Genomic DNA, 18,864 nt, shown 5'->3' with positions numbered 1-18,864 from the left:
GCCTCTGCTAAAGACGAATGAAATTATAGAAAAGGTGCAGGCCAATAGTTGAATGTGCTAAAAAAGGCCACCCTTGGCCCATCTTTCGACGGCAGGCGCATGGGAATTACTGCATCAATCATCCAGCAGTCGTCGTAAGGAGGGTATTTCTGGAGCGACAACGACACCATATAGCTGTGTACTTCGCCTTCGCTGTCTTCGATGAGTACGAGAAACTCCGCCTCGCTTTTTTCCTGAAAGTGCGTGCGGATTTCAAAGTGCCTGCAATTAATCAGGGGCCTGAAGTTTTCGTTGTGCACCATGATATTGAACCGCTCAATCGGCCCTGTGTTTTCTTTATTAGTGGGTGAGGCAAAGTTCCAGGCGATCTCTATGCCGTGATCCAACTCCGGCGAGTCGTTTTGCTGCAAGGCCAGAAAATTGATATGAACGACTTCCTCTGCACTCAGCGCCGGATGCGGCAACTCCTGGGGAGCACAGCCAACAAACACAGCCAGTATCAGAAGGTAAATTAATCTCATATGTAACAAGCCTACATTAATTTTGGCATTCCCAAAAGGTGTCGCCCAACTTTTAGTCGTTCAACAAACCAGCTTTTACCTTGAAGCCGGACTTAACACTCAGCTCTACATCTTCAGAAATCACTTTGTCGGTTACTGCTTTTACCCGCAGCGAATACGTGTCCTGAATGATATACTCCTTAAAGTCATCTCCTGAGGTGGTCAGCGAAAGCGTGTTGCCCACATTGTCAGGAATATTCTCTGCACTGGCAAGTAGTTTTTCATCAAGCCCATCGGCATTGATATACACATGCAATGAAGACAGAAAGCTAAGATCCCGGCCTTCAGGAGAGTTTACACTAATATCGACATTTTCCAGGTAAATCTCCTTCACCAGATTTTTGTTGGTGTTGTTACCGCTAAACTGCGACTCGGCGTCAGTAGTAATAGGTGGTGTGAGAATATCGAGAGGCAGGTTGACACCAAGGGAAGATGGCACTGTTACTTCCGATGTGTACGACATTTTGAAAGTGACAAGATCGTTGAGCTTATCGCAGCCAGAAGTGATGGCCACGAGAAACATAGCAAGACTTGCAGAAATGATACGGTTGGAAAAATTCATAGCTGATATTACAATTGATTGATATATTGATAACGAATAGAACTAGAGAATCGACATGGTTTTTACATTGCTGGCATTGGCGTTGGCTCCAGGTGTAGCCATTATTTTGTTCATCTATCTGAAAGACAAGCACGAAAAAGAGCCAAAAGGGCTTTTGCTTCGGGCCTTTCTTTTTGGCATACTCAGCCTGGTGCTCACACTGGTAGTTTCGGCTATTGCTGACAAGTTTGTGTCTCTCGATCACTCCAGTGCTGAAGACCTGGCACTTTACGCCTTTGGCATGGTAGCACTTATTGAGGAAGGAAGCAAATATCTTTTCGTAAGGTACTTCCTTTATCCACATAAAGAATTCAACGAGCCCTTCGACGGCATTATTTACGCAGTAATGGTAAGCATGGGATTTGCTACGGTGGAAAACCTTTTCTACGTGTTTGAGGGTGGCGTGAGCATTGCCATCATGCGAATGTTTACCGCTGTGCCAGCACATGCTACTTTTGCGGTGCTCATGGGTTTCTTTTTGGGTAAAGCCAAGTTTCAACACAAAAAAGCAGCTTTCGGCCTTATTGGACTAGGGGCTGCCACCATTTTGCACGGCGCCTACGACTATTTCCTTTTCATGGACCACGTGCCAGGCATTTGGCTGGGCGCTCTTGTCTCTTTGATCGCTGGACTTTATCTGTCAAAACGAGCCATTAAAATGCATCAGGAAGTTTCGCCTTTCAAACCATTTACGGGGCTTTAACTGTTGACTATCAGGAGGAACAGTCGTAAATTTTAACATGAATATTCCGGAAGCCACCAAATTGAAGATACATCAGCTGATCGCTGACGGCAAAAAGCTGGAAGCGGTTAAGTACGTGAAGGAACAATTTGGTTTGGCGCTTAAGGATTCACTAAAACTCGTGGAGGCCCTGGAGAAAGAGGTGCCACTTTCGGGGAGTAGCTATCAAAAAAGACCTTTTGCCCGCACCAGTTTTTCCGGGCCCGACAAAGTCTTCTACATTCTTTCCAGGGTATTTTTGGGGGTGGCAGTTCTTCTGTTTACCATCGGCGGCACTATGGCTTACGACACGAAAGAGGAACTGAACCATGCGCTGCAATTGCAAGGGAGGGTAGCGGAATTTGCCTACGGTTCGGATGGAGGCTCTATACCCGTAGTGGAATTTACCCACAAGGGAAAAAAACAAAGAGTACAAGGCTCGGTAGCCTCCACTCCTCCGGCCTACGATATCGGCGAGCCGGTAAAGGTATTTGTGATCACAAGTGAAGGTTACGAAAAGATACGGATCGACGGCATTTTTGAGCTTTGGATAGGGCCCATTATCCTCACCTTCATTGGCACTATTTTTCTTTTTATCGGAGGAGGCATGTACGCCGTGAGCAGATAGTTTTATCTCTCCATTAAACCTTTTCTGTGTTTGTGTATCTAATTAGAAAACAACAAACATGAAAAGGATAGCAATCACATTCATTGGTGTAATGGTAGCAGCTACCACGCTAATGGCGCAGGGGGAGCAGAGCTCGGCAAAAACTCTAAAACATGCTCAGCGAACCCCCGAGGAACGGTCGAAAGAAATGACTGCCCGGTTAAAAGAAGAGCTCAACCTTACCGACCAGCAGTCGGAAGAACTTTATGCCATTCATTTGAAATATGCAGAAGAACGCAAAGGAGTGCTGGATGCTGGCCGGGAAGAGCGGGAAGCCCAAAGAACCGAGATCAAGAGCATCAATGACAAGCAAAAAGCAGAGATGAAGAGTGTACTAACCGAGGAGCAGGTGGCCCGGCTTGATGAAATGCACGAAGAAAGAACGCAAAGAAGGGGCGACAGACCGCAAAGAGGCCAAAGGCGCAGGGGCAGAGGGTAAAGCTGTAGGTTAGTAGGTTGCCTGAATGTCTGTTATCTCCATTTGGTAAAAACCTGCATTGCGAGAGCTGGCGAGCCGGGCTCCTTCATAGTTTTGCCAGTTTTCCCAGCTGATTTCTACACCGCCAATGGGGATAATTTTCACCCAGAGCTTCCAGGCTCTGGGTTTGAAGTTTTCATCGAGCAGCCACAGGTAACTATCGCCCGGGGTAACGCCACCGGAGGTGTAGGTGACCAGCAAGGCAGGCCCATCGGCTGTTTCTACCAGTCGCCGCTCAGTGCCGGGGTCCCTTACTTTAAATGGGGCCACCAGCCAGAAGGAGTCGTTGGCAAAATAAGTCCACGCTGTTTGAATAGCGTCATGCAGTTCGTCGCCATCGAGCGGCTTCCCTTTTTCAATTGCCGAGCCGTCGAAAGTGTCGGGAGAAAATTCTACTTCTACATCGTCCCAGCGAACGGTGACAGTGTTTTCTTGCTTGTCCCATACATAGTGATGCCTTCCGGCAAATGTCCACGACAGTATTTTGATCTGCTGGTAAGCATCATAATTCATTACCTCCAGCATTTTATTGGCCAGAGCTTCTGCTTCCGGGCCTTTTTCTCCCTCGGGTAATGGATCACTTGCTATCCAAATAACGCCTGCTCCCAGCAATAGCAAACTGAGCAAAACAATCCCGGCAGTCTTCAACGCCTTCATCATAGCATTGAAACTGAAGACTGCCGGAAAAGTTCACGTTATTTCAGCATCGGGAACAGCGCCCTTATCTCATCGTCGGTGGGCTGTCGGCCGTATTCGCAAATCTCGAAGGTTTCTACATTGGTGGCTTTGGCCACCCGGTCTTTGCCATACCATTTTTCAATGGCCTTTTTAGCCTCGGCTGAAGGAGGCCTCACCGACTTTTTGGTCAGCCAGGCTTTTCTTGCTTCAGCGCCTTCGGGCACCTGATCGGCATAGCCACCTATCCATGGCAGCCACTCATAAAACTGCGACACATGGGCATCCAGCGCATACCCTTTTTGTTCCGTTACCTCGGTGATGTCCACGGCGATGTCTGGTCGGAAAGGATTAGGACGTTGAAAGCCATCGTAGCCGTACAGGAAAACGGGATTCTTTTTTAGCGCAGGCACCTCCGGCGCAATATTGGGCACTGCCACCATGTAGGCAGCGTCCTGTACCAGCACGCCGGTATAGCGATGGTCGGGGTGATAATCGTTGGGGCGGGGAGCGATCACAATATCTGCATCCCACTTACGGATTTCCCGGATCACCTGGAGCCTGACATCCAGGCTAGGCACTAATTCACCGTCGTGATTGCCCAGCACCACATATTCGGCTATGCCGAAGCGTTTCGCTGCTTCCTGTGCTTCGGCGATGCGGCGTTTGGCCAGGGCACCTCCGCCGGTGGTCTGGTGGCCGGCGTCTCCATTGGTAAGCGACACGAATTTGACCTGGTGGCCCATTTTGGCAAAAAGAATGGCCGTGCCGCCCTCATCCTGGTCGCAGTCGTCGGGGTGAGCGCCCAGTACCACGATGCGCAGTGGCGTGGCCGTTTGCGCAGCGGCAAAACCGATGGTAATGAAAGCAAAGAGAAGGGTGAGAAGGTGTTTTTTCATAAGTAGGTAGTTTAAAGCATAATCATCATTAGTACACGTCACCCCGAACCGACGCAGGAGGGAGAGGTCTCCCCAACGAGAGCCTGCTCATTTTTAAGATCCTTAGTGCCTCGCAGACGCCTTTCTGGCTCGAATCGAATTGACGCTGGATAAGGTAAAGAATTTCCGGGAGAGAATGATCAGACTTTACGGTAGTGGTTGTGCGTACCTTTTGCTTTAAAAAACAATTAGGAAATGGTATGATGAAGAGAAGCTATCGCTCAAACCACCGGATGATCCTTCCACGGGCTCTCTGCCTTGATAAACCTCCAGTCGAAGTAGTCTTTCACCGCCTTGGTGCCGCTTTTGGTTAGCTCGTCAATTTTGTGGGCAGGCAGGCTGAAATCTGAGGTGCGTACGTCGAGGGTATCGATGAACACCGTTCTGTTCCAGTCCTCGCCCTGGAGGTGGGCTTTGTTGGCGGCTTCCATCATAAAGTCGAGCAGGGCCACGGCGTAGGTTTTCAGGTTTTTGACATCAGCCGGTGGTGTGGCCCAGTCACGTTTCGCATAGGTGATCACGTCTTTACTGTCGAGGCGGAAGCCAAGCGTTTCCATGTTAAGAATGCTTCCGTCCTTACCGGCCAGGGAGTTAACAGGGTTGGAAACGTACTCCGGCTTGTCGAACAGGTTAACAGGGTAGTTATAGCTCACCCCGCCATCTACCATCACGTTGCTGCCATTTTTGAACGCCGCAAAAAACACCGGCAGTGACATCGACATGCGCACGACCCTTCTCACAGGAATCGACTTATGCGCCTCATTTTCATGAGAAAAAACCTCTGCTTTTTGCTCCGACAGGTTGGTCACGGCCATGTAGAGGTATTTGAAGGCCGTGTTCCCGCCTTTGATGGCATCGTCGAGGTCGCCGAACGTGAAGTCTTTGGTGCCGGTCTGCTTTTTCACCACCTCGCCAATCCAGTCCATAAAGTCGTCGCCTTTGTACCAGCCAAACTTATTGAACATGCGGAGGGCGTTGCCAATCAGGCCATTGCCGTCCTGAAAATCGGCGAAGTTGGTGGTGCTGATGAGTTCGCCAACCTGGGCAGGCGTACAACCGAGGGCCAACGTGCAGGCATTGATAGCACCGGCAGAGGTGCCAGCCACCCGCTGCAGGTGATCCAGCATGCCCAGCTTTTGCAGCTCATCGAGCGCTCCGCCATAGGCGATGCCTTTAACGCCGCCGCCTTCAAATACGAGGTTTCTAAAACCAAATGAGGTTGATTTGTTAGTTGTTGCCATGATTAAAAAATTTAGGACTGTAGAAGAGATTCGAGGTAATCTTTGGTTTTTGCGCCATACACGCCGTCAATTTTGAGGAAGCCGCTTTGGCTTTGCACCAGGCGCAGAGCGTCGGCCGTTTTGTCGCCAAAAAAGCCATCGGAAGTGCCGGCATCGAAGCCAGCGATTTTGAGTGCATCCTGCAGCTGTACCACGGCTGCTCCTTTGTTGCCCTTTTTGAGAGGAGGCTTGGGAAGGATGAACTGCTTTTCGGTGGTAAGCCTGCGGTAGCCCAGCACCTTGGAGGAGTCGAAGCCGGAAATGGACACCATATTGGCCTGGTTGCCGCCCAGTGTGTAGCAGCGGCTACCATCGGAAGAGGTGCCCATGTAAATGCCCACATGGCCTTCCCACGATTCGATGGCCTTGCGCCAGTAAACGATGATGTCTCCTGGCTCTGGTTGTGTAATCACCGTGCCGACGGCCAGCCAGCTCCGTGCATTGAGTTTGGTGCTCCGCTTGAGGCCCGCCTTCAGGCAGCACCAGCTCAAAAAGATGCTGCACCAGGCAGTTTCGTCGTCTTTTACGTCCTGGAACCCCGCCTCGCTGGCGTACTGGAGAATGCGTGCATTGTGTGCCTGTCCTGGAATTTCTTTTACTCCAATCTCAGCACAAGCGATTTTTATCAGCTCTTGCATGGTATTGATTTAAAATAGTAACAGAAAATTAATCGTTAGCCAGTGCTCCCTGTATCGGATATCAGGTCAAAAAATTCTCTCGAATCTGGCAAGTCCTTCGCCTTTTTACAGGATGAAGGCTTGCTGCGCTATTCATGGGAAGCACCTCCACAGGTCAGAGAATGAATATACCACAAAAATCAGAATTAGTTAACCAACGCCGTGTGTTTTAGGTGCTTTACTTATGAAAACAAAGGTTTTATGTCAAAAATCAGAATATCTGTTTTATTATTGTAAGAAGAAGAGCGATTAGAGGGCCCAGGTTAACCAGTGCAAATCGATCCTCTACAAACTGAATGTTGTGTACTTCAGGGTTTTTATTTAATTTGAAACAGCATAAAGGCTTACCACTCAAAACAAGTTATTTACGAATCACATTTAATCCATGAGTATCAAAACACACATAAGTGCACTAATCCAACTGGCCTCAGCTGATGACGATTTGGCTGATAAGGAAAGAGAGTTGATTTTTTTAATTGGTGAATCTGGTGGACTAAGCCACAAGCAGATTGAAGAGCTACTGGAAAATCCTTTGGATCTGAATATACCAGACAGCCTTAGCGACGACGACAGATTCGAATTGCTCTACAACGTTGTGCAGCTGATGAAAATCGACAATGAGGTATTCCTGAGTGAGATCAAGTTTTGTGAGGACGTAGCGGAGAAGCTTGGCTTCGCCAGAAAAGTGATTTCTGAGCTTTCTGCCAATATCTATTCTGACCCCGCTATTACGTCTGACAGGGCATTGCTGAGACAAAAGGCAATGAAATACAAGAAATAAACTAAACTAACCTATAGCCAATTAAAAGCCCGTCACTGACCGGGCTTTTTTTGTGCCCAAATAAAGTACAACTGACTAAAAGAAACGCAAAATTCAGCGGGATTGTTTGTTGTCGACGAGGGCGTTGAAAAAACCCTCGTAGTGGTCTATTGTTTTTTGAATCGAGAACGTTTCGAATGCGGTTTTTTTTCCGTTTTGTATCAAAGTATTGCGTAAGGAGTCTTCGTCAAACGTTCTCATTATTTGCCTGGCAAGGCCACTGATATCACCATTTTCAAAAAGAAGCCCATTCACTTCATTTTTAACCACGTCCTTAATCCCGTACGCATTGGTAGCGACCACTGGCACTTCCAGCGCCATCGCTTCCACCAGCACCAGGCCAAAGCCATCCATTGTTGATGCCAGTACATTTACCTGAAACAATTTATAGACGTTCAGTACTTCTGTTCGGTCAAGTAGGCCAGCATAAATGACCTCATTTTTTATGCCATAGGTATCAATCCATTTATCGAGGCTGCCTGGTTTTATTCCGGCAAACACCACCTTGATATCGGATGGCAGCAATGAGAGTGCCTGAATGAGCTGGGGCTGTTCTTTCATTCGGGACACGCAACCAATTACCCTGTCCCCCTTTTTCAAGCCAAACCTCGTTCTCAGCTCCTCCACCTTTTCGGAGTGCACAACATCATATTGACTGGCTGGGGTGCCGTTGTAAATCACTTCGAGGTGATCTGGTGGATATCCGTTTTCGGTAAACACCTTCTTCAGTTCGTCGCCCACCACCACAACTTTATCTGTTCCCTTAACATAAAACCAGTTCTGAATAGATCCGCCCATGCTTCGGGGTCTTTGCCGACGGGTATGAACCACTATCACCTTCTTTGCCAGTAGCCATCGGGTAAAAATGGAGATGTATCTGTCTTTGCTGGACTGTGCATTAATTATGTGAATGTTGTGTTGCTGAACCACCTGCTTTAGAAAAAGAACGTCTTTGAGGCTGAATCTGCCACGAAACTTCATTGGGACTAAGTTGACATCTGAATTTTCAAGAAGGGCGTACAAAAGAGATTCCCTTCTGCACCCTACGTAAACGTTATGCCCTTTTTTGGCCAGGCCAAGTGCCAGAAAGGAAATGGAGTTGGTGGAGCCCGCCATTTTGCCTTCATAGGTAAGTAACAATATGTTCATCACTGACAGAGAATAATATGGACTTTTCCTGCTGCTGCGTATTAGCACAATAACGGAAGCTTTTGCCAGTAAGGTACTGGATGAGAGGCATTGGAGTATAACCGAACGGCATTGTTGACAATCAATTAACAAATGCTTGATTTTGAATCAATAACCGATTCGTTAACTTGTCGTGAATATGGATACCATTGCGTGGAAACCGCTAACCTACCAAAATTTTGAGGCCTTAAGTGTTGCCCGAAAGCAGTTACACCAGGCCGTTCAGCAGGTGTCTGTGGTGGGGCGAATATACCTTCCCAAGGCAAAGGACGACAAACATGCCAATCTTGTGTGGGTGCCGCAATTTCAACGGCTGGCCGGTAATTGGGTGGAGGGTTCAACCAAGTTTCGGGTCTCACTTGACCTGGCGAACCTCACCATTCATTTAGTCGACGATGAGGTAAGGACGATAGGCGAATATGACCTCAAAGGGAAAACCCAGGCGCAGTCGATGGTTTGGCTCGAAGAGCAGTTGGAAGGACTGGGTCTGGACACCGGCCAATTTGCCATCAATCTTCCCTATGAAATTCCAGACTACCCCACGGCACATGGAAAGCCATTTGAGCAAAAGGATGCTGAGGCTTTTGAAGAAATTGCGAGGTATTTTCATAATGCTGACCATATTTTGAGGCCGCTGAAAAGGGAGTTCCCACAGTCCACCGACGTGAGATGCTGGCCTCATCATTTCGACATAGCAGCACTTATCATTCTGAATGACACAGGCGACCCGGAAACGACCAGCAGTATTGGTATAGGTATGTCTCCTGGCGATCAATTCTATGATCAGCCATATTTCTACCTTTCTCCCTGGCCATACCCTTCCAGAGACAAGCTCACACCTATGAGTCATGGTAAATGGCACGAGAAAGACTGGCTGGGCGCAGTGTTAACAGCGGAGTCCCTTTTTGACATCGAAGATCCGGTTCAGCAGCAAAAGAGGGTATATGCATTTTATAAAGAAGGGCTTGATCAGTTGGTAACGCAGCTAAAGCCTAATTTGTAGAGCGGCGAATATTAAAGTGTTCTTCCAGCTTGATGTAAAAATCATCCTGGTTGAGGAGGTAATGCTCAGTTCTTTTCCCTCGACTGTTCACGATCAACATTTTTTCCGTCAGCGTTTTGCGGCCCTCTGGAGTGGCCTGCGTGATCATTTTTCCATTTCTAAAATGACTTTCAGGGTCAGTTTGTTGATAAAGGCAGCGGGGGATAAACTCTATAAGTCTTCTTCTTTTTGGTGAGAAGAGGTATTTTTCCTCAAAGGATTGACCGTCATCCGACTCATCAAGCCACCAGCCCTCGTCGTCTTTCTTCCTGATTCGATAAAATTGGTTGAGGCTCATTTGCATATTCTCTTCCAGCACTTTGAGGGGATAGACGGGCCCTTTGCCATAACCCACGTCGCAAAGAAACACCTCACCGGCCAACTGCACCAAAATACACATGTGCTCGAATTCAGGGGAGAGGTTTCCGTCAGGCTTTGGCATTCTGGCAGAGGCCATGTAGCAGGTAAACCCCAGCTGGGTAAGCAAACTGTAAAAAAGACCGTTGAGCTCGTAGCAGAAACCGCCTCGTTTTTGCTCGATTATCTTTTTATACAACCTTTCAGTGTCAAGCAGAATTTCCTTGCCCCAGTGGATATCAAGGTTCTCGAATGGAATATGTAGTAAATGCTGATAATGAAGGTGCTTGAGGAAACGGGCACCTGGAGCCTCCCTGGCTGAAACGTCTATCCGGTGCAAGTACTTATCAATATCCATTTGAAGAAGCTGTTGTTTCAAAAGAGAAACCTTGTGAGGGAGTCCGGCTGCGGTAGGTTTTTTCCACCGCAGCCGGACTGAAACCTATTTCGGGCTTTCCATGTAGTCAAGCGTTAGAGCGCAAAGAGACTTTATACCCAGCAGCATTCCTTCATCGTCTACATAAAAATCAGGCGTGTGGTGAGAGGCTACTTTTGAAGCGTCCTGCCCCTTTGGCATGCCCCCCAGAAAAATGAAAAAGCCCGGGACTTTCTCCTGAAAGAATGAAAAGTCTTCGGCACCTGTGCTGGCCGCCGACAAAATCACATTTTCTTTGCCAGCCACCTCCTCAAGGCTCGGTAGCATCTTTGCAGTCAGTGCCGGGTCGTTGTAAGTAATGGGATATCCCTTGTCGATCATTACTTCGGCGGTGGCGCCCATTCCTTCGGCAGTATGGGTGGCAATGGAGCGCAATCTCTCGTGAATCTGGTCTCTCATGCCATTGTCCAGTGCCCGGATAGTGCCAACGAGTGTCACTTCTTCAGGAATGATATTGCTTCGAACACCACCATGTATACTGCCAAAGGTGACAACGGCAGCTTCCTTGGTCAGCATCATATTTCGGCTCACGATGGTTTGGGCGTTGTTGATGATCTGAGCGGCGGTTACTATTGGGTCGATGCTGCTCCACGGAGCAGATCCATGTGCCTGACGGCCTTTTACCTTGATGGTGAAGCTGTTGACGCTGGCCAAAGCTCCTCCTGGCTTATAGCGGATGCTGCCCACTTCAGTGGCTGAGTTGATGTGCAACCCAAAGATGGCATCCACTTTTGGGTTTTCCAGCACGCCTTCCTTTACCATCAGTTCGGCGCCACCCTCTTCACCTTCCGGCGCACCTTCCTCGGCTGGTTGAAAGATGAACTTCACAGTGCCTTTTAATTCGCTTTTCATTTGGCTCAGCACTTCGGCAACGCCCATGAGGATGGCTACGTGGGTGTCGTGTCCGCAGGCGTGCATCACGGGAACTGACTGGCCATTATACTCACCCATTACCTTTGATTTCCAGGGAAGGTCATTTCTTTCAGGGACAGGAAGGGCGTCCATGTCGGCCCTGAGAGCGACTACCGGGCCGGGCTTTCCTCCCACCAGTGTTCCCACAACGCCGGTAATAGCCACACCGGTTTTTACCTCCATACCGAGGCTTTTTAGGTGGGCTGCAATTTTTTCGGCAGTTTTAAACTCCCTATTTGATAGTTCGGGGTGCTCATGTATGTCGTGTCTCCAGTCGATGACCTTAGGTTCTACCTTTTCGGCTAGTTGATAGGCCTTTGTTTTCAGTTTCGACCCGGCGGGCACCGGCGAAATCCACGATTGGCAGGTAAGCATTAACAGGGCCAGAAGGCCAGTGTATATAGTTTTTTTCATACATGGGTTGGTTTACTTTTGGAAGATAGACAAAAACGTGGTCGTTTATGCGCTTGAATTTTTTAGCGGAAGTATTATTTGACAGGTAATATAGACCTCTCTTTTCAGCAAATAGTCGGGAGACTGATGGATTAAATTCAAAAACCCTTAAATTTCAAAAAACCACCTGCATGAAAACCATCAAGAGGCTACTAAAAGGCATCCTGGTCTTAATTATTTTACTGATCATCTCCTTATATTTTTATCTGCAGCACATTAAGCCAAAATACAAGGGTGAATTGACCCTAAGCCCGCTTGAAAACAAAGTGGAGGTGTGGTTTGACAGCTATGGCATTCCGCACATTTATGCGGAAAACAAAAGTGATCTCTATACTGCCATGGGCTACCTTCATGCACAGGAGAGGCTGTTTCAAATGGAGCTGGTAAGGAGAATTGCGCCAGGGAGGTTGTCGGAAATACTTGGGAAAGACCTTTTGCCGACGGACAAGTTTTTTCGCACGTTGGGGATACATCTTTCCTCACAAGAAGCTGCGCAGAAGCTACGAACTCAAACAAACAACCCTACGCTGGCTGAAGCAGAAGCCTATCTGAGAGGCATCAATGAATTTTTGGAGAAGGGCCCAACGCCGTTGGAATACGAGCTTCTGGGCATTGAGAAATCGCCTTTTACCCTGGAGGATATTTATAATGCCGTGGGATACATGTCGTTTAGTTTTGCGGCGGCCCATAAAACTGACCCATTAGTGAACTTCATTAATTCAGAGCTTGGGCCTGGCTATCTGAAAGACCTTGGGCTAAAAGCAGACACCACAAGGCAAATGATCCCGAGCTATTTTGGAGACCCCATTAGCTTGAATGAAAGCTCCTCTGCAAAGCTGCTGGAAATACTTAACCACCTACCTGTTTCTCCATTTATAGGCAGCAACGGCTGGGTATTGGGGCCGTCAAAGACAAAGTCAGGAAAAGTGCTTTTTGCCAATGATCCTCACATTGCTTTTTCTCAGCCCTCTGTGTGGTACGAGGCGTACCTGGAAACCCCCGATTTTCAGCTTTATGGTTACCACCTTGCTGGCTATCCCTTCGCAATTTTGGGGCACAATCGTCAGGTGGCGGTCGGCTTGACAATGCTCGAAAACGATGATGTGGACTTTTTCAGAGAGCAGGAAAACGAAGCCGATAGCAATCAGTACCTGTACGAAGGAGAATGGAAAAGCTTCGACTATCGGGACGAAATAATCAAGGTAAAAGACGAGGGAGACATAGTTTTTCAGGTCAAAACGTCGTTTCATGGCCCCGTTATCAATGGAGTATTGGGCGAGATAGTTGGCCCTGATCCGGTAGCCGTGTGGTGGACATATAACAAGCTGCCCAATCAGGTGCTAGACGCCACACGCAAGCTGAACAATGCTCAATCCTCTGCTGATGTTACCGACGCACTTTCGCTTATTCATGCACCCGGCCTTAACGTGATGTATGGAGACGCCAAAGGAAATGTGGCCTGGTGGGCCACCGCACGATTGATAAAAAGACCTGAGCACGTCAACTCTTTCACCATTCTTAATGGAACCAAAGGAGAAGATGACCCGATTGGATACTACGAATTTGCAGAAAACCCTCATTCTGTGAATCCGCCAGCGGGCTATGTATTTTCTGCCAACAACCAGCCTGACAGCGTAAACGGACACTATTATCCGGGTTATTATCTGCCGGAGGACAGGGCCACAAGGATAAAGCAACTGATCGATAGCAAAAATGATTGGGATAGCGAAGATGTAAAAAAAATGCTGATGGATGAGACTTCGCCGGCTGTGGTTCAAAATATCGGCGTGCTGCTATCGGCAATGGAGAACGCATCTTTAGCAGGAAATGATCAAAAAGCGCTAGAACTACTGCAATCCTGGGACGGCAAGTTTGACGGGCAAAGTGCTGCGCCCATTATTTATACCAGATGGCTGTACACCATTTTGGAAAAAGCAATGAAAGATGAGCTTGGCCCGGACAAGTTTGACCTCTTCATGTCGACTGACCTCAGGAAGCGAACCTTTCCACTTTTGATTGCCAATGACAGCTCTTCCTGGTGGTACAATGCGGATAAGAAAGCCGTTGAACCCCGGCAAGAGGTGATTTACGGAGCGCTTGTAAGCGCCGTCACCTCGCTGGAAGGCGACTTGGGGAAGAACATTGACAAATGGAGATGGGAGAATATCCATACACTTACGCATAATCATGCCCTGGGTGTGGTACCAATGCTGGGAAAGGTTTTAAACGTAGGCGATTTTCATGTCTCTTCGGGAGAGGAGGTGATCAATAACTGGGGTTATCCGATCACAAGCGAAAATAGATACCGAATATCTTTTGGGCCCAGCACACGACGAGTTGTCGACTTTTCAGACATAGAAAATTCGGAGAGCATTTTACCTACCGGACAAAGTGGCGTTTTTCACAGCAGGCACTACGACGACCAGGCTCAAATGTATGTGGAGGGGAAATTCAGGAAGATGGCCATTAACAAAAAAGAGCTCACCACTAGTGGCAAGCTCCTTATGCTACTTCCCGACAAAGAATAGCTGCCGGTAACCTATCGGTTTACTTCATTTGAGAGTAAACCTTTGCCTGAGATTGTGGAGTTTCTTTAACATTGATGGCTAAAGACACGATTAGTACTCCTAAAAGAATAGCCACAAGGGCCGAAACATTTTTTCTGGAACCAAACATCTTAATAACTCCCTTCGTCTTCTTATTTCCTGTTGACTGTTGCCAACCATTGTTGTTTAGCGTTGCGCCAAAATTCATAAACACCTCACTCTTAATATTACAATCAATCTAACGAAACAGCACATCGTTTTGTTTCAGTGCAAAATTACTAATACAAACAGAATAATTATAAATAATGTAAGAAATACTCAAAACAATTCATTGCAATCGTTTGCTTCAACTTATGTGAAGCATAGCTGAGACAAAATAATTTATCCACCTCTTTTTCAGAAGGTTGCATAAGACTGGTTAAAGCATGATAATCCTCCGATTTAACGATTTACACCATAAATGATCCAACCAAAGCACCCAGCTCTTGTTGGAATATAAGGTTTGGCCTACAAGGGTCGGTTTAAGGACAACCACCTCCGTAGAGAGTCGGTCTATTCGTACCTCAAACTATCAACGGGGTTTTTCCTTGCCGCAGCAAAAACCCTTAGAAAAGAAGTAGAACCCGCAATACTGAGAATGATAAGAAATGGCACAAGAAAGCTGACCAACCCAATTGGTTTGTAGAACTTAAAAATGGACTCGATCAGCATGTCTGTAAGATAGTAGCCGCCTACAGCGCCCAATGCGCTGGCGACCACCACCATCAAAAGAAAGCTTTTGCTTATGAGCCAAAGAATCTGCGGAATTTCGGCCCCCATCACCTTTCTTATACCTATTTCTTTCACCCGCTTGATCACATTAAGTGATATGAGGGTAAATAGGCCAATCACTGACAGTAACACGCTGACGACGCCAAGAAAAACGAAGATGATGACAATATTTGCATTGACTTCATGGGCTTCTTTGAGAGTATCCTCCTGATAAAAGCCGTTGAAAGGCTTGTCGGGAAACAGGTCCAGCCAGCTTTGTTCCATGGCCTTGTAACTCTCTACAATTTTGTCTCCCGCTACCCGGGCGATGAGAAAGTTGACATTATCTTCCCTGGAAAGCCTGAAGGCATAGGGCTCAATAGGGGAAAAGAAGTTGTCGGAATAGAAATTTTTGATCACGCCAACCACAGTTAAGTGGAGCGTGTCGCTGATGGATACTCTTTGGCCGACAGCCTCCTTCCAACCGAACGCCTCCACAAACTTTTCGTTGACAATGATGGACCCAAGTCTGTCGCTTTCGGCAAGGTCTTTTCCAAAAGGTCTTCCTTCTGCCATCTTTAAATCCATAGTTTCGAAGTACTCGGGCCCAAAGTCCATCATCATTACTTCTCTTTCCACATCACCCGATTTGATTGTTCTGCCGTAGTTCCAAAAACCTATATGACTGGCAGAGCCCGACATGCTAATGACGTCAGGGTTCTTTTCCATCGCCGACCGTAGCGTGGTGTACTCCTGTAGCGAGCTCACCCTGGCGCCCACTACGCTTTCTTTTTCAAATCCCATATCGGCATTCTCCTGAAAAATGGCATTTTGGTAAAACGCCATACTTGCCACCAGGGCCATAATGGTGAAGCCAAATTGCATCATCAACAGCCCTCGTGAAAGAGAACTTGTGGTACCTACTTTCAGGCTGCCTCTCAAGATTTTCACTGGTTCGTAGCGGCTTACATAAATGGATGGATAGGCTCCAGCGATAATCGCTGTCAATATCATAAGGCCAACCAGAAACAGGTAAATCTCGGTGTTTTGAGAGAGATCGAGCTTTAGCGTCATGCCCTCCCACATAGCGCTGTAGGCAGGAACGAGAAAAGAAGCGAGGCCCAGAGCAACTACAATAGCCAATAAGCAGAGAGCAAGGTTTTCAGCCATAAACTGGATGATGAGTTGTTGCCTGTTGCCGCCAATTACTTTTCTGATGCCGATCTCCTTAAGCCGCTTGCTGGAAGTAGCTATGGAGGTGTTGGTAAAATTGAAGCATGCGATGAGAAGTATGAGTGCCGACATTACGATCGGAGCAATGATGGCTGCCGGATGCATCGCCTGCGGAAACCAGTAGGAATAGATATCCCGGCCGGAGAAAGGCATGTCCGGCATGTGCTCCAAGTAAAACGATCCTATCAGCCAATCGGGTCGGGCCTGATTTTGTTCCGGCACGTATTTGGTAAGAAGGGAAGCTACTTCTTCAGGAGCAAAACCATTTTTTGAGAAGAGAAATGTGCCCCCGACAAAGCTAGTCCAGCTATTATTGGCTATTTTGTTGAGATCCAGGAAGTTTTCAAAAACGGTGATGGCGTCAAACTGAAAGGTTGAGTTCTCAGGCATGCTTTCGAGCACTCCACTCACAATAAATTCTCTGTTCTTTTCATCGGATGTTACCAGGGTAATGATTTTACCGGTGGCGCTTTCGTTACCAAAATAGGCAGTAGCCATTTCTTCAGAAAGGAGGAGTTGCGACTTATTGTCAAAATTGTCGAAAGAGCCCTCCTTCATTTTGAAAGAGAAAACGTCGAAGAAGTTGGGGTCTGCAAAAGTGATATGCCTGTTGAAAACCTTCCGATCTACCTTCAAAATGTAAGAGTCACCAGTAACCCTCACCACTTCATCCACCTGGGGGATGTCCTGCGCTATTCTTGGGCCCAAAGCTACAGGTGTGATTCCATAGGGAACTGGCTGCCCTTGTACATCCTTGTTGATTTGCACCTTGTAGATGTTTTCCCTGTTAACATGCTGCTTGTCAAAATCATAGGCAAACCGGGTATTCAGGTAGGCGATAATGCAGCAGGCCATGGAGATTCCGAGCCCTAACACGTTAATGAAAACGTAAAGCTTGTTGCGACGCAGGTTTCGAACGGTAAGTTTGAGGTAATTCTTAAACATGATGAGTCTTTGATGGAAATAAATTAATGACGCCAAAATATGCCCGGGGTTGCATTGGCGCCTTGTATTTATTTTTTTGACCATAGACCAAAGGGCTACTTTTTGGTGCGGCTTTTCCTGCTTATTTTATCCAATCAATTAAACCCATCACTATGAAGAGGATTCTACCAGTCTTTTTTCTTTTGTCGTTAGCCGTAACAGGCTTTGCTCAAAAAGACAAGGATAATATCATGCGCAGCATTGATCAGAAAGAGGATTTATACAGTAAAACTGCTATGGACATCTGGTCGTACGCTGAAGTTGGCTATCAGGAATACAAGAGCTCAGAGGCTTTGCAAAAAGTCTTGGCAGACGCCGGCTTCAAGGTCGAAAGCGATGTAGCTGGCATTCCGACTGCCTTCACGGCTAGTTTCGGAAATGGTAAACCCGTGATAGCCATACTTGGCGAATTTGACGCCCTGCCAGGGCTTAGCCAGGCGGCTGTACCGGAGAAGTCTCCAATAGAGGGAGGAATAGCTGGCCATGCTTGCGGGCATCATTTGTTTGGGGTGGCATCTGCCGCTGCCGCTATTTCTCTTAAGGATTGGCTAGCTTCCTCCAAAACTTCCGGAACCATCAGATTTTATGGTACGCCTGCCGAGGAGGGTGGCTCAGGAAAGGTGTACATGGTGAGAGAAGGCTTATTCAACGATGTGGATGCAGTCATTAACTGGCACCCTGCAAGTGTGAACAGCGCCAGCCCTGGCACATCATTGGCCAATAAAACTGGCAAGTTCAGGTTTTATGGAATTGCCGCTCATGCGGCGGCGGCTCCCGAAAGAGGGCGGTCAGCGTTGGATGCAGTTGAAGCCATGGACATGATGGTGAACATGATGAGAGAGCACATTAAAGAGGACGCAAGGATACATTACGTGATTACCAATGGTGGCACAGCACCGAATGTTGTTCCTGATTTTGCAGAGGCCTACTACTATGTTCGCCATAAAGACAACGATGAGGTGAAGGACATGTGGAGCCGCCTGGAAAACGCCGCTAAAGGGGCTGCTCTTGGCACAGATACGAGGGTCGAAATAGAAGTAACCGGAGGCGTGTACAGCCTGCTGCCCAACGAAACGCTGGCCAAAATAATGCAGACTAACCTGGAAAAAATAGGAGGCTACACTTACTCTGCTGAGGAAAAAGCTTTTGCTGAAAAACTATCTACTACGCTTGGCAAGAGTGCCATGTCGTTGGATTACACGCAAAAAATCATGCCTTACGAGATGAGGGCAGGAAGCGCTTCTACCGATGTAGGCGATGTTAGCTGGAACGTGCCCACTGTAGGCCTTGCCGCTGCTACCTGGGTGCCGGGCACTGCGGCACATAGTTGGCAGGCGGTTGCCAGTGGCGGCACGTCAATCGGTGTTAAAGGAATGATGGTGGCTGCAAAGGCGATGGCCATAACAGGCTACGATTTGTTCAAATCCCCTAAAGTACTTGAGCAGGCGAAAGCAGAATTTAGCGGCAAACGGGGCACTGACTTTGTTTACGACCCTTTGTTGGGTAACAGGCCGCCGGCACTAGACTACAGAAAATAACTTTTTTG

General features: G+C 47.6%; 17 protein-coding genes. 7 read left to right on the top strand and 10 right to left on the bottom strand.

Annotation, left to right across the window (positions count from 1 at the left end):
- Nucleotides 1-23: 23 nt before the first annotated feature.
- Both RIG68_RS21965 and RIG68_RS21960 read right to left on the bottom strand, forming a co-directional pair.
- Nucleotides 24-521, bottom strand: a complete 498-nt coding sequence (locus RIG68_RS21965; RefSeq protein WP_350127295.1) for a DUF4864 domain-containing protein — start codon at nt 519-521, stop codon at nt 24-26.
- 52 nt (nt 522-573) lie between these two features.
- The gene (locus RIG68_RS21960; protein WP_350127292.1) at nt 574-1,122 is read right to left on the bottom strand and encodes a hypothetical protein; all 549 of its coding nucleotides are present in this window, start codon (nt 1,120-1,122) and stop codon (nt 574-576) included.
- Between the two features lie 55 nt (nt 1,123-1,177).
- Between RIG68_RS21960 and RIG68_RS21955 the strand changes: the two genes are divergently transcribed.
- Genes RIG68_RS21955 through RIG68_RS21945 form a run of 3 tightly spaced genes read left to right on the top strand, consistent with a single transcriptional unit; the run spans nt 1,178 to nt 2,988 of the window.
- Nucleotides 1,178-1,864 (top strand): YhfC family glutamic-type intramembrane protease, encoded by a 687-nt coding sequence (locus RIG68_RS21955; protein WP_350127289.1) that lies wholly within the window; start codon nt 1,178-1,180, stop codon nt 1,862-1,864.
- A 37-nt stretch (nt 1,865-1,901) separates the two neighbouring features.
- Nucleotides 1,902-2,510 (top strand): DUF3592 domain-containing protein, encoded by a 609-nt coding sequence (locus RIG68_RS21950; protein ID WP_350127286.1) that lies wholly within the window; start codon nt 1,902-1,904, stop codon nt 2,508-2,510.
- Nucleotides 2,511-2,568: 58 nt separating this feature from the next.
- Nucleotides 2,569-2,988, top strand: a complete 420-nt coding sequence (locus RIG68_RS21945) for a DUF4890 domain-containing protein (protein ID WP_350127283.1) — start codon at nt 2,569-2,571, stop codon at nt 2,986-2,988.
- A gap of 9 nt (nt 2,989-2,997) precedes the next feature.
- Here RIG68_RS21945 and RIG68_RS21940 read toward each other — a convergent pair whose 3' ends face one another.
- The 4 genes from RIG68_RS21940 to RIG68_RS21925 all read right to left on the bottom strand — a co-directional run bounded on the left by RIG68_RS21940 (nt 2,998) and on the right by RIG68_RS21925 (nt 6,558).
- The gene (locus RIG68_RS21940) at nt 2,998-3,687 is read right to left on the bottom strand and encodes a hypothetical protein (RefSeq protein ID WP_350127280.1); all 690 of its coding nucleotides are present in this window, start codon (nt 3,685-3,687) and stop codon (nt 2,998-3,000) included.
- Nucleotides 3,688-3,722: 35 nt separating this feature from the next.
- Nucleotides 3,723-4,601 (bottom strand): PIG-L deacetylase family protein, encoded by an 879-nt coding sequence (locus RIG68_RS21935; protein ID WP_350127277.1) that lies wholly within the window; start codon nt 4,599-4,601, stop codon nt 3,723-3,725.
- A 260-nt stretch (nt 4,602-4,861) separates the two neighbouring features.
- Nucleotides 4,862-5,881, bottom strand: coding sequence for a patatin-like phospholipase family protein (locus tag RIG68_RS21930; protein WP_350127274.1), 1,020 nt, complete (start codon nt 5,879-5,881; stop codon nt 4,862-4,864).
- Nucleotides 5,882-5,892: 11 nt separating this feature from the next.
- On the bottom strand, nt 5,893-6,558 hold the full coding sequence (locus RIG68_RS21925; RefSeq protein WP_350127271.1) for a C40 family peptidase: 666 nt from the start codon (nt 6,556-6,558) through the stop codon (nt 5,893-5,895).
- A gap of 424 nt (nt 6,559-6,982) precedes the next feature.
- Between RIG68_RS21925 and RIG68_RS21920 the strand changes: the two genes are divergently transcribed.
- Complete coding sequence (locus RIG68_RS21920; RefSeq protein ID WP_350127267.1) at nt 6,983-7,378, top strand: tellurite resistance TerB family protein; 396 nt, start codon at nt 6,983-6,985, stop codon at nt 7,376-7,378.
- Nucleotides 7,379-7,471: 93 nt separating this feature from the next.
- Here RIG68_RS21920 and RIG68_RS21915 read toward each other — a convergent pair whose 3' ends face one another.
- On the bottom strand, nt 7,472-8,566 hold the full coding sequence (locus RIG68_RS21915) for a glycosyltransferase family 4 protein (RefSeq protein WP_350127264.1): 1,095 nt from the start codon (nt 8,564-8,566) through the stop codon (nt 7,472-7,474).
- Nucleotides 8,567-8,744: 178 nt separating this feature from the next.
- Between RIG68_RS21915 and RIG68_RS21910 the strand changes: the two genes are divergently transcribed.
- Nucleotides 8,745-9,608, top strand: a complete 864-nt coding sequence (locus tag RIG68_RS21910; protein WP_350127261.1) for a hypothetical protein — start codon at nt 8,745-8,747, stop codon at nt 9,606-9,608.
- On the opposite strand, the gene RIG68_RS21905 is transcribed toward RIG68_RS21910, so the two are convergent.
- Together RIG68_RS21905 and RIG68_RS21900 are read right to left on the bottom strand one after the other, a co-directional pair.
- A complete protein-coding gene (locus RIG68_RS21905) occupies nt 9,598-10,362 on the bottom strand; it encodes an arylamine N-acetyltransferase family protein (RefSeq protein WP_350127258.1) in 765 nt (254 codons plus the stop codon). The two genes, RIG68_RS21910 and RIG68_RS21905, sit on opposite strands and share 11 nt — an antisense overlap.
- A gap of 84 nt (nt 10,363-10,446) precedes the next feature.
- Nucleotides 10,447-11,766 carry an amidohydrolase gene (locus RIG68_RS21900; RefSeq protein ID WP_350127255.1) on the bottom strand — a complete coding sequence of 440 codons (1,320 nt, stop codon included), beginning with the start codon at nt 11,764-11,766 and terminating at the stop codon, nt 10,447-10,449.
- Between the two features lie 170 nt (nt 11,767-11,936).
- Here RIG68_RS21900 and RIG68_RS21895 point away from each other — a divergent pair, with 170 nt between their 5' ends.
- Entirely contained in the window at nt 11,937-14,333 is a 2,397-nt protein-coding gene (locus tag RIG68_RS21895) for a penicillin acylase family protein (RefSeq protein ID WP_350127252.1), read from the top strand.
- A gap of 570 nt (nt 14,334-14,903) precedes the next feature.
- Here RIG68_RS21895 and RIG68_RS21890 read toward each other — a convergent pair.
- Complete coding sequence (locus RIG68_RS21890; protein ID WP_350127249.1) at nt 14,904-17,279, bottom strand: ABC transporter permease; 2,376 nt, start codon at nt 17,277-17,279, stop codon at nt 14,904-14,906.
- A gap of 152 nt (nt 17,280-17,431) precedes the next feature.
- Here RIG68_RS21890 and RIG68_RS21885 point away from each other — a divergent pair, with 152 nt between their 5' ends.
- On the top strand, nt 17,432-18,856 hold the full coding sequence (locus RIG68_RS21885) for an amidohydrolase (protein ID WP_350127246.1): 1,425 nt from the start codon (nt 17,432-17,434) through the stop codon (nt 18,854-18,856).
- Nucleotides 18,857-18,864 lie beyond the last annotated feature (8 nt).

It is taken from the genome of Imperialibacter sp., from assembly GCF_040222385.1.
Classification (GTDB): domain Bacteria; phylum Bacteroidota; class Bacteroidia; order Cytophagales; family Cyclobacteriaceae; genus Imperialibacter.
The sequence above is the reverse complement of the archived record's forward strand: the minus strand, read 5'-3'. Positions and strand labels throughout refer to the sequence as shown.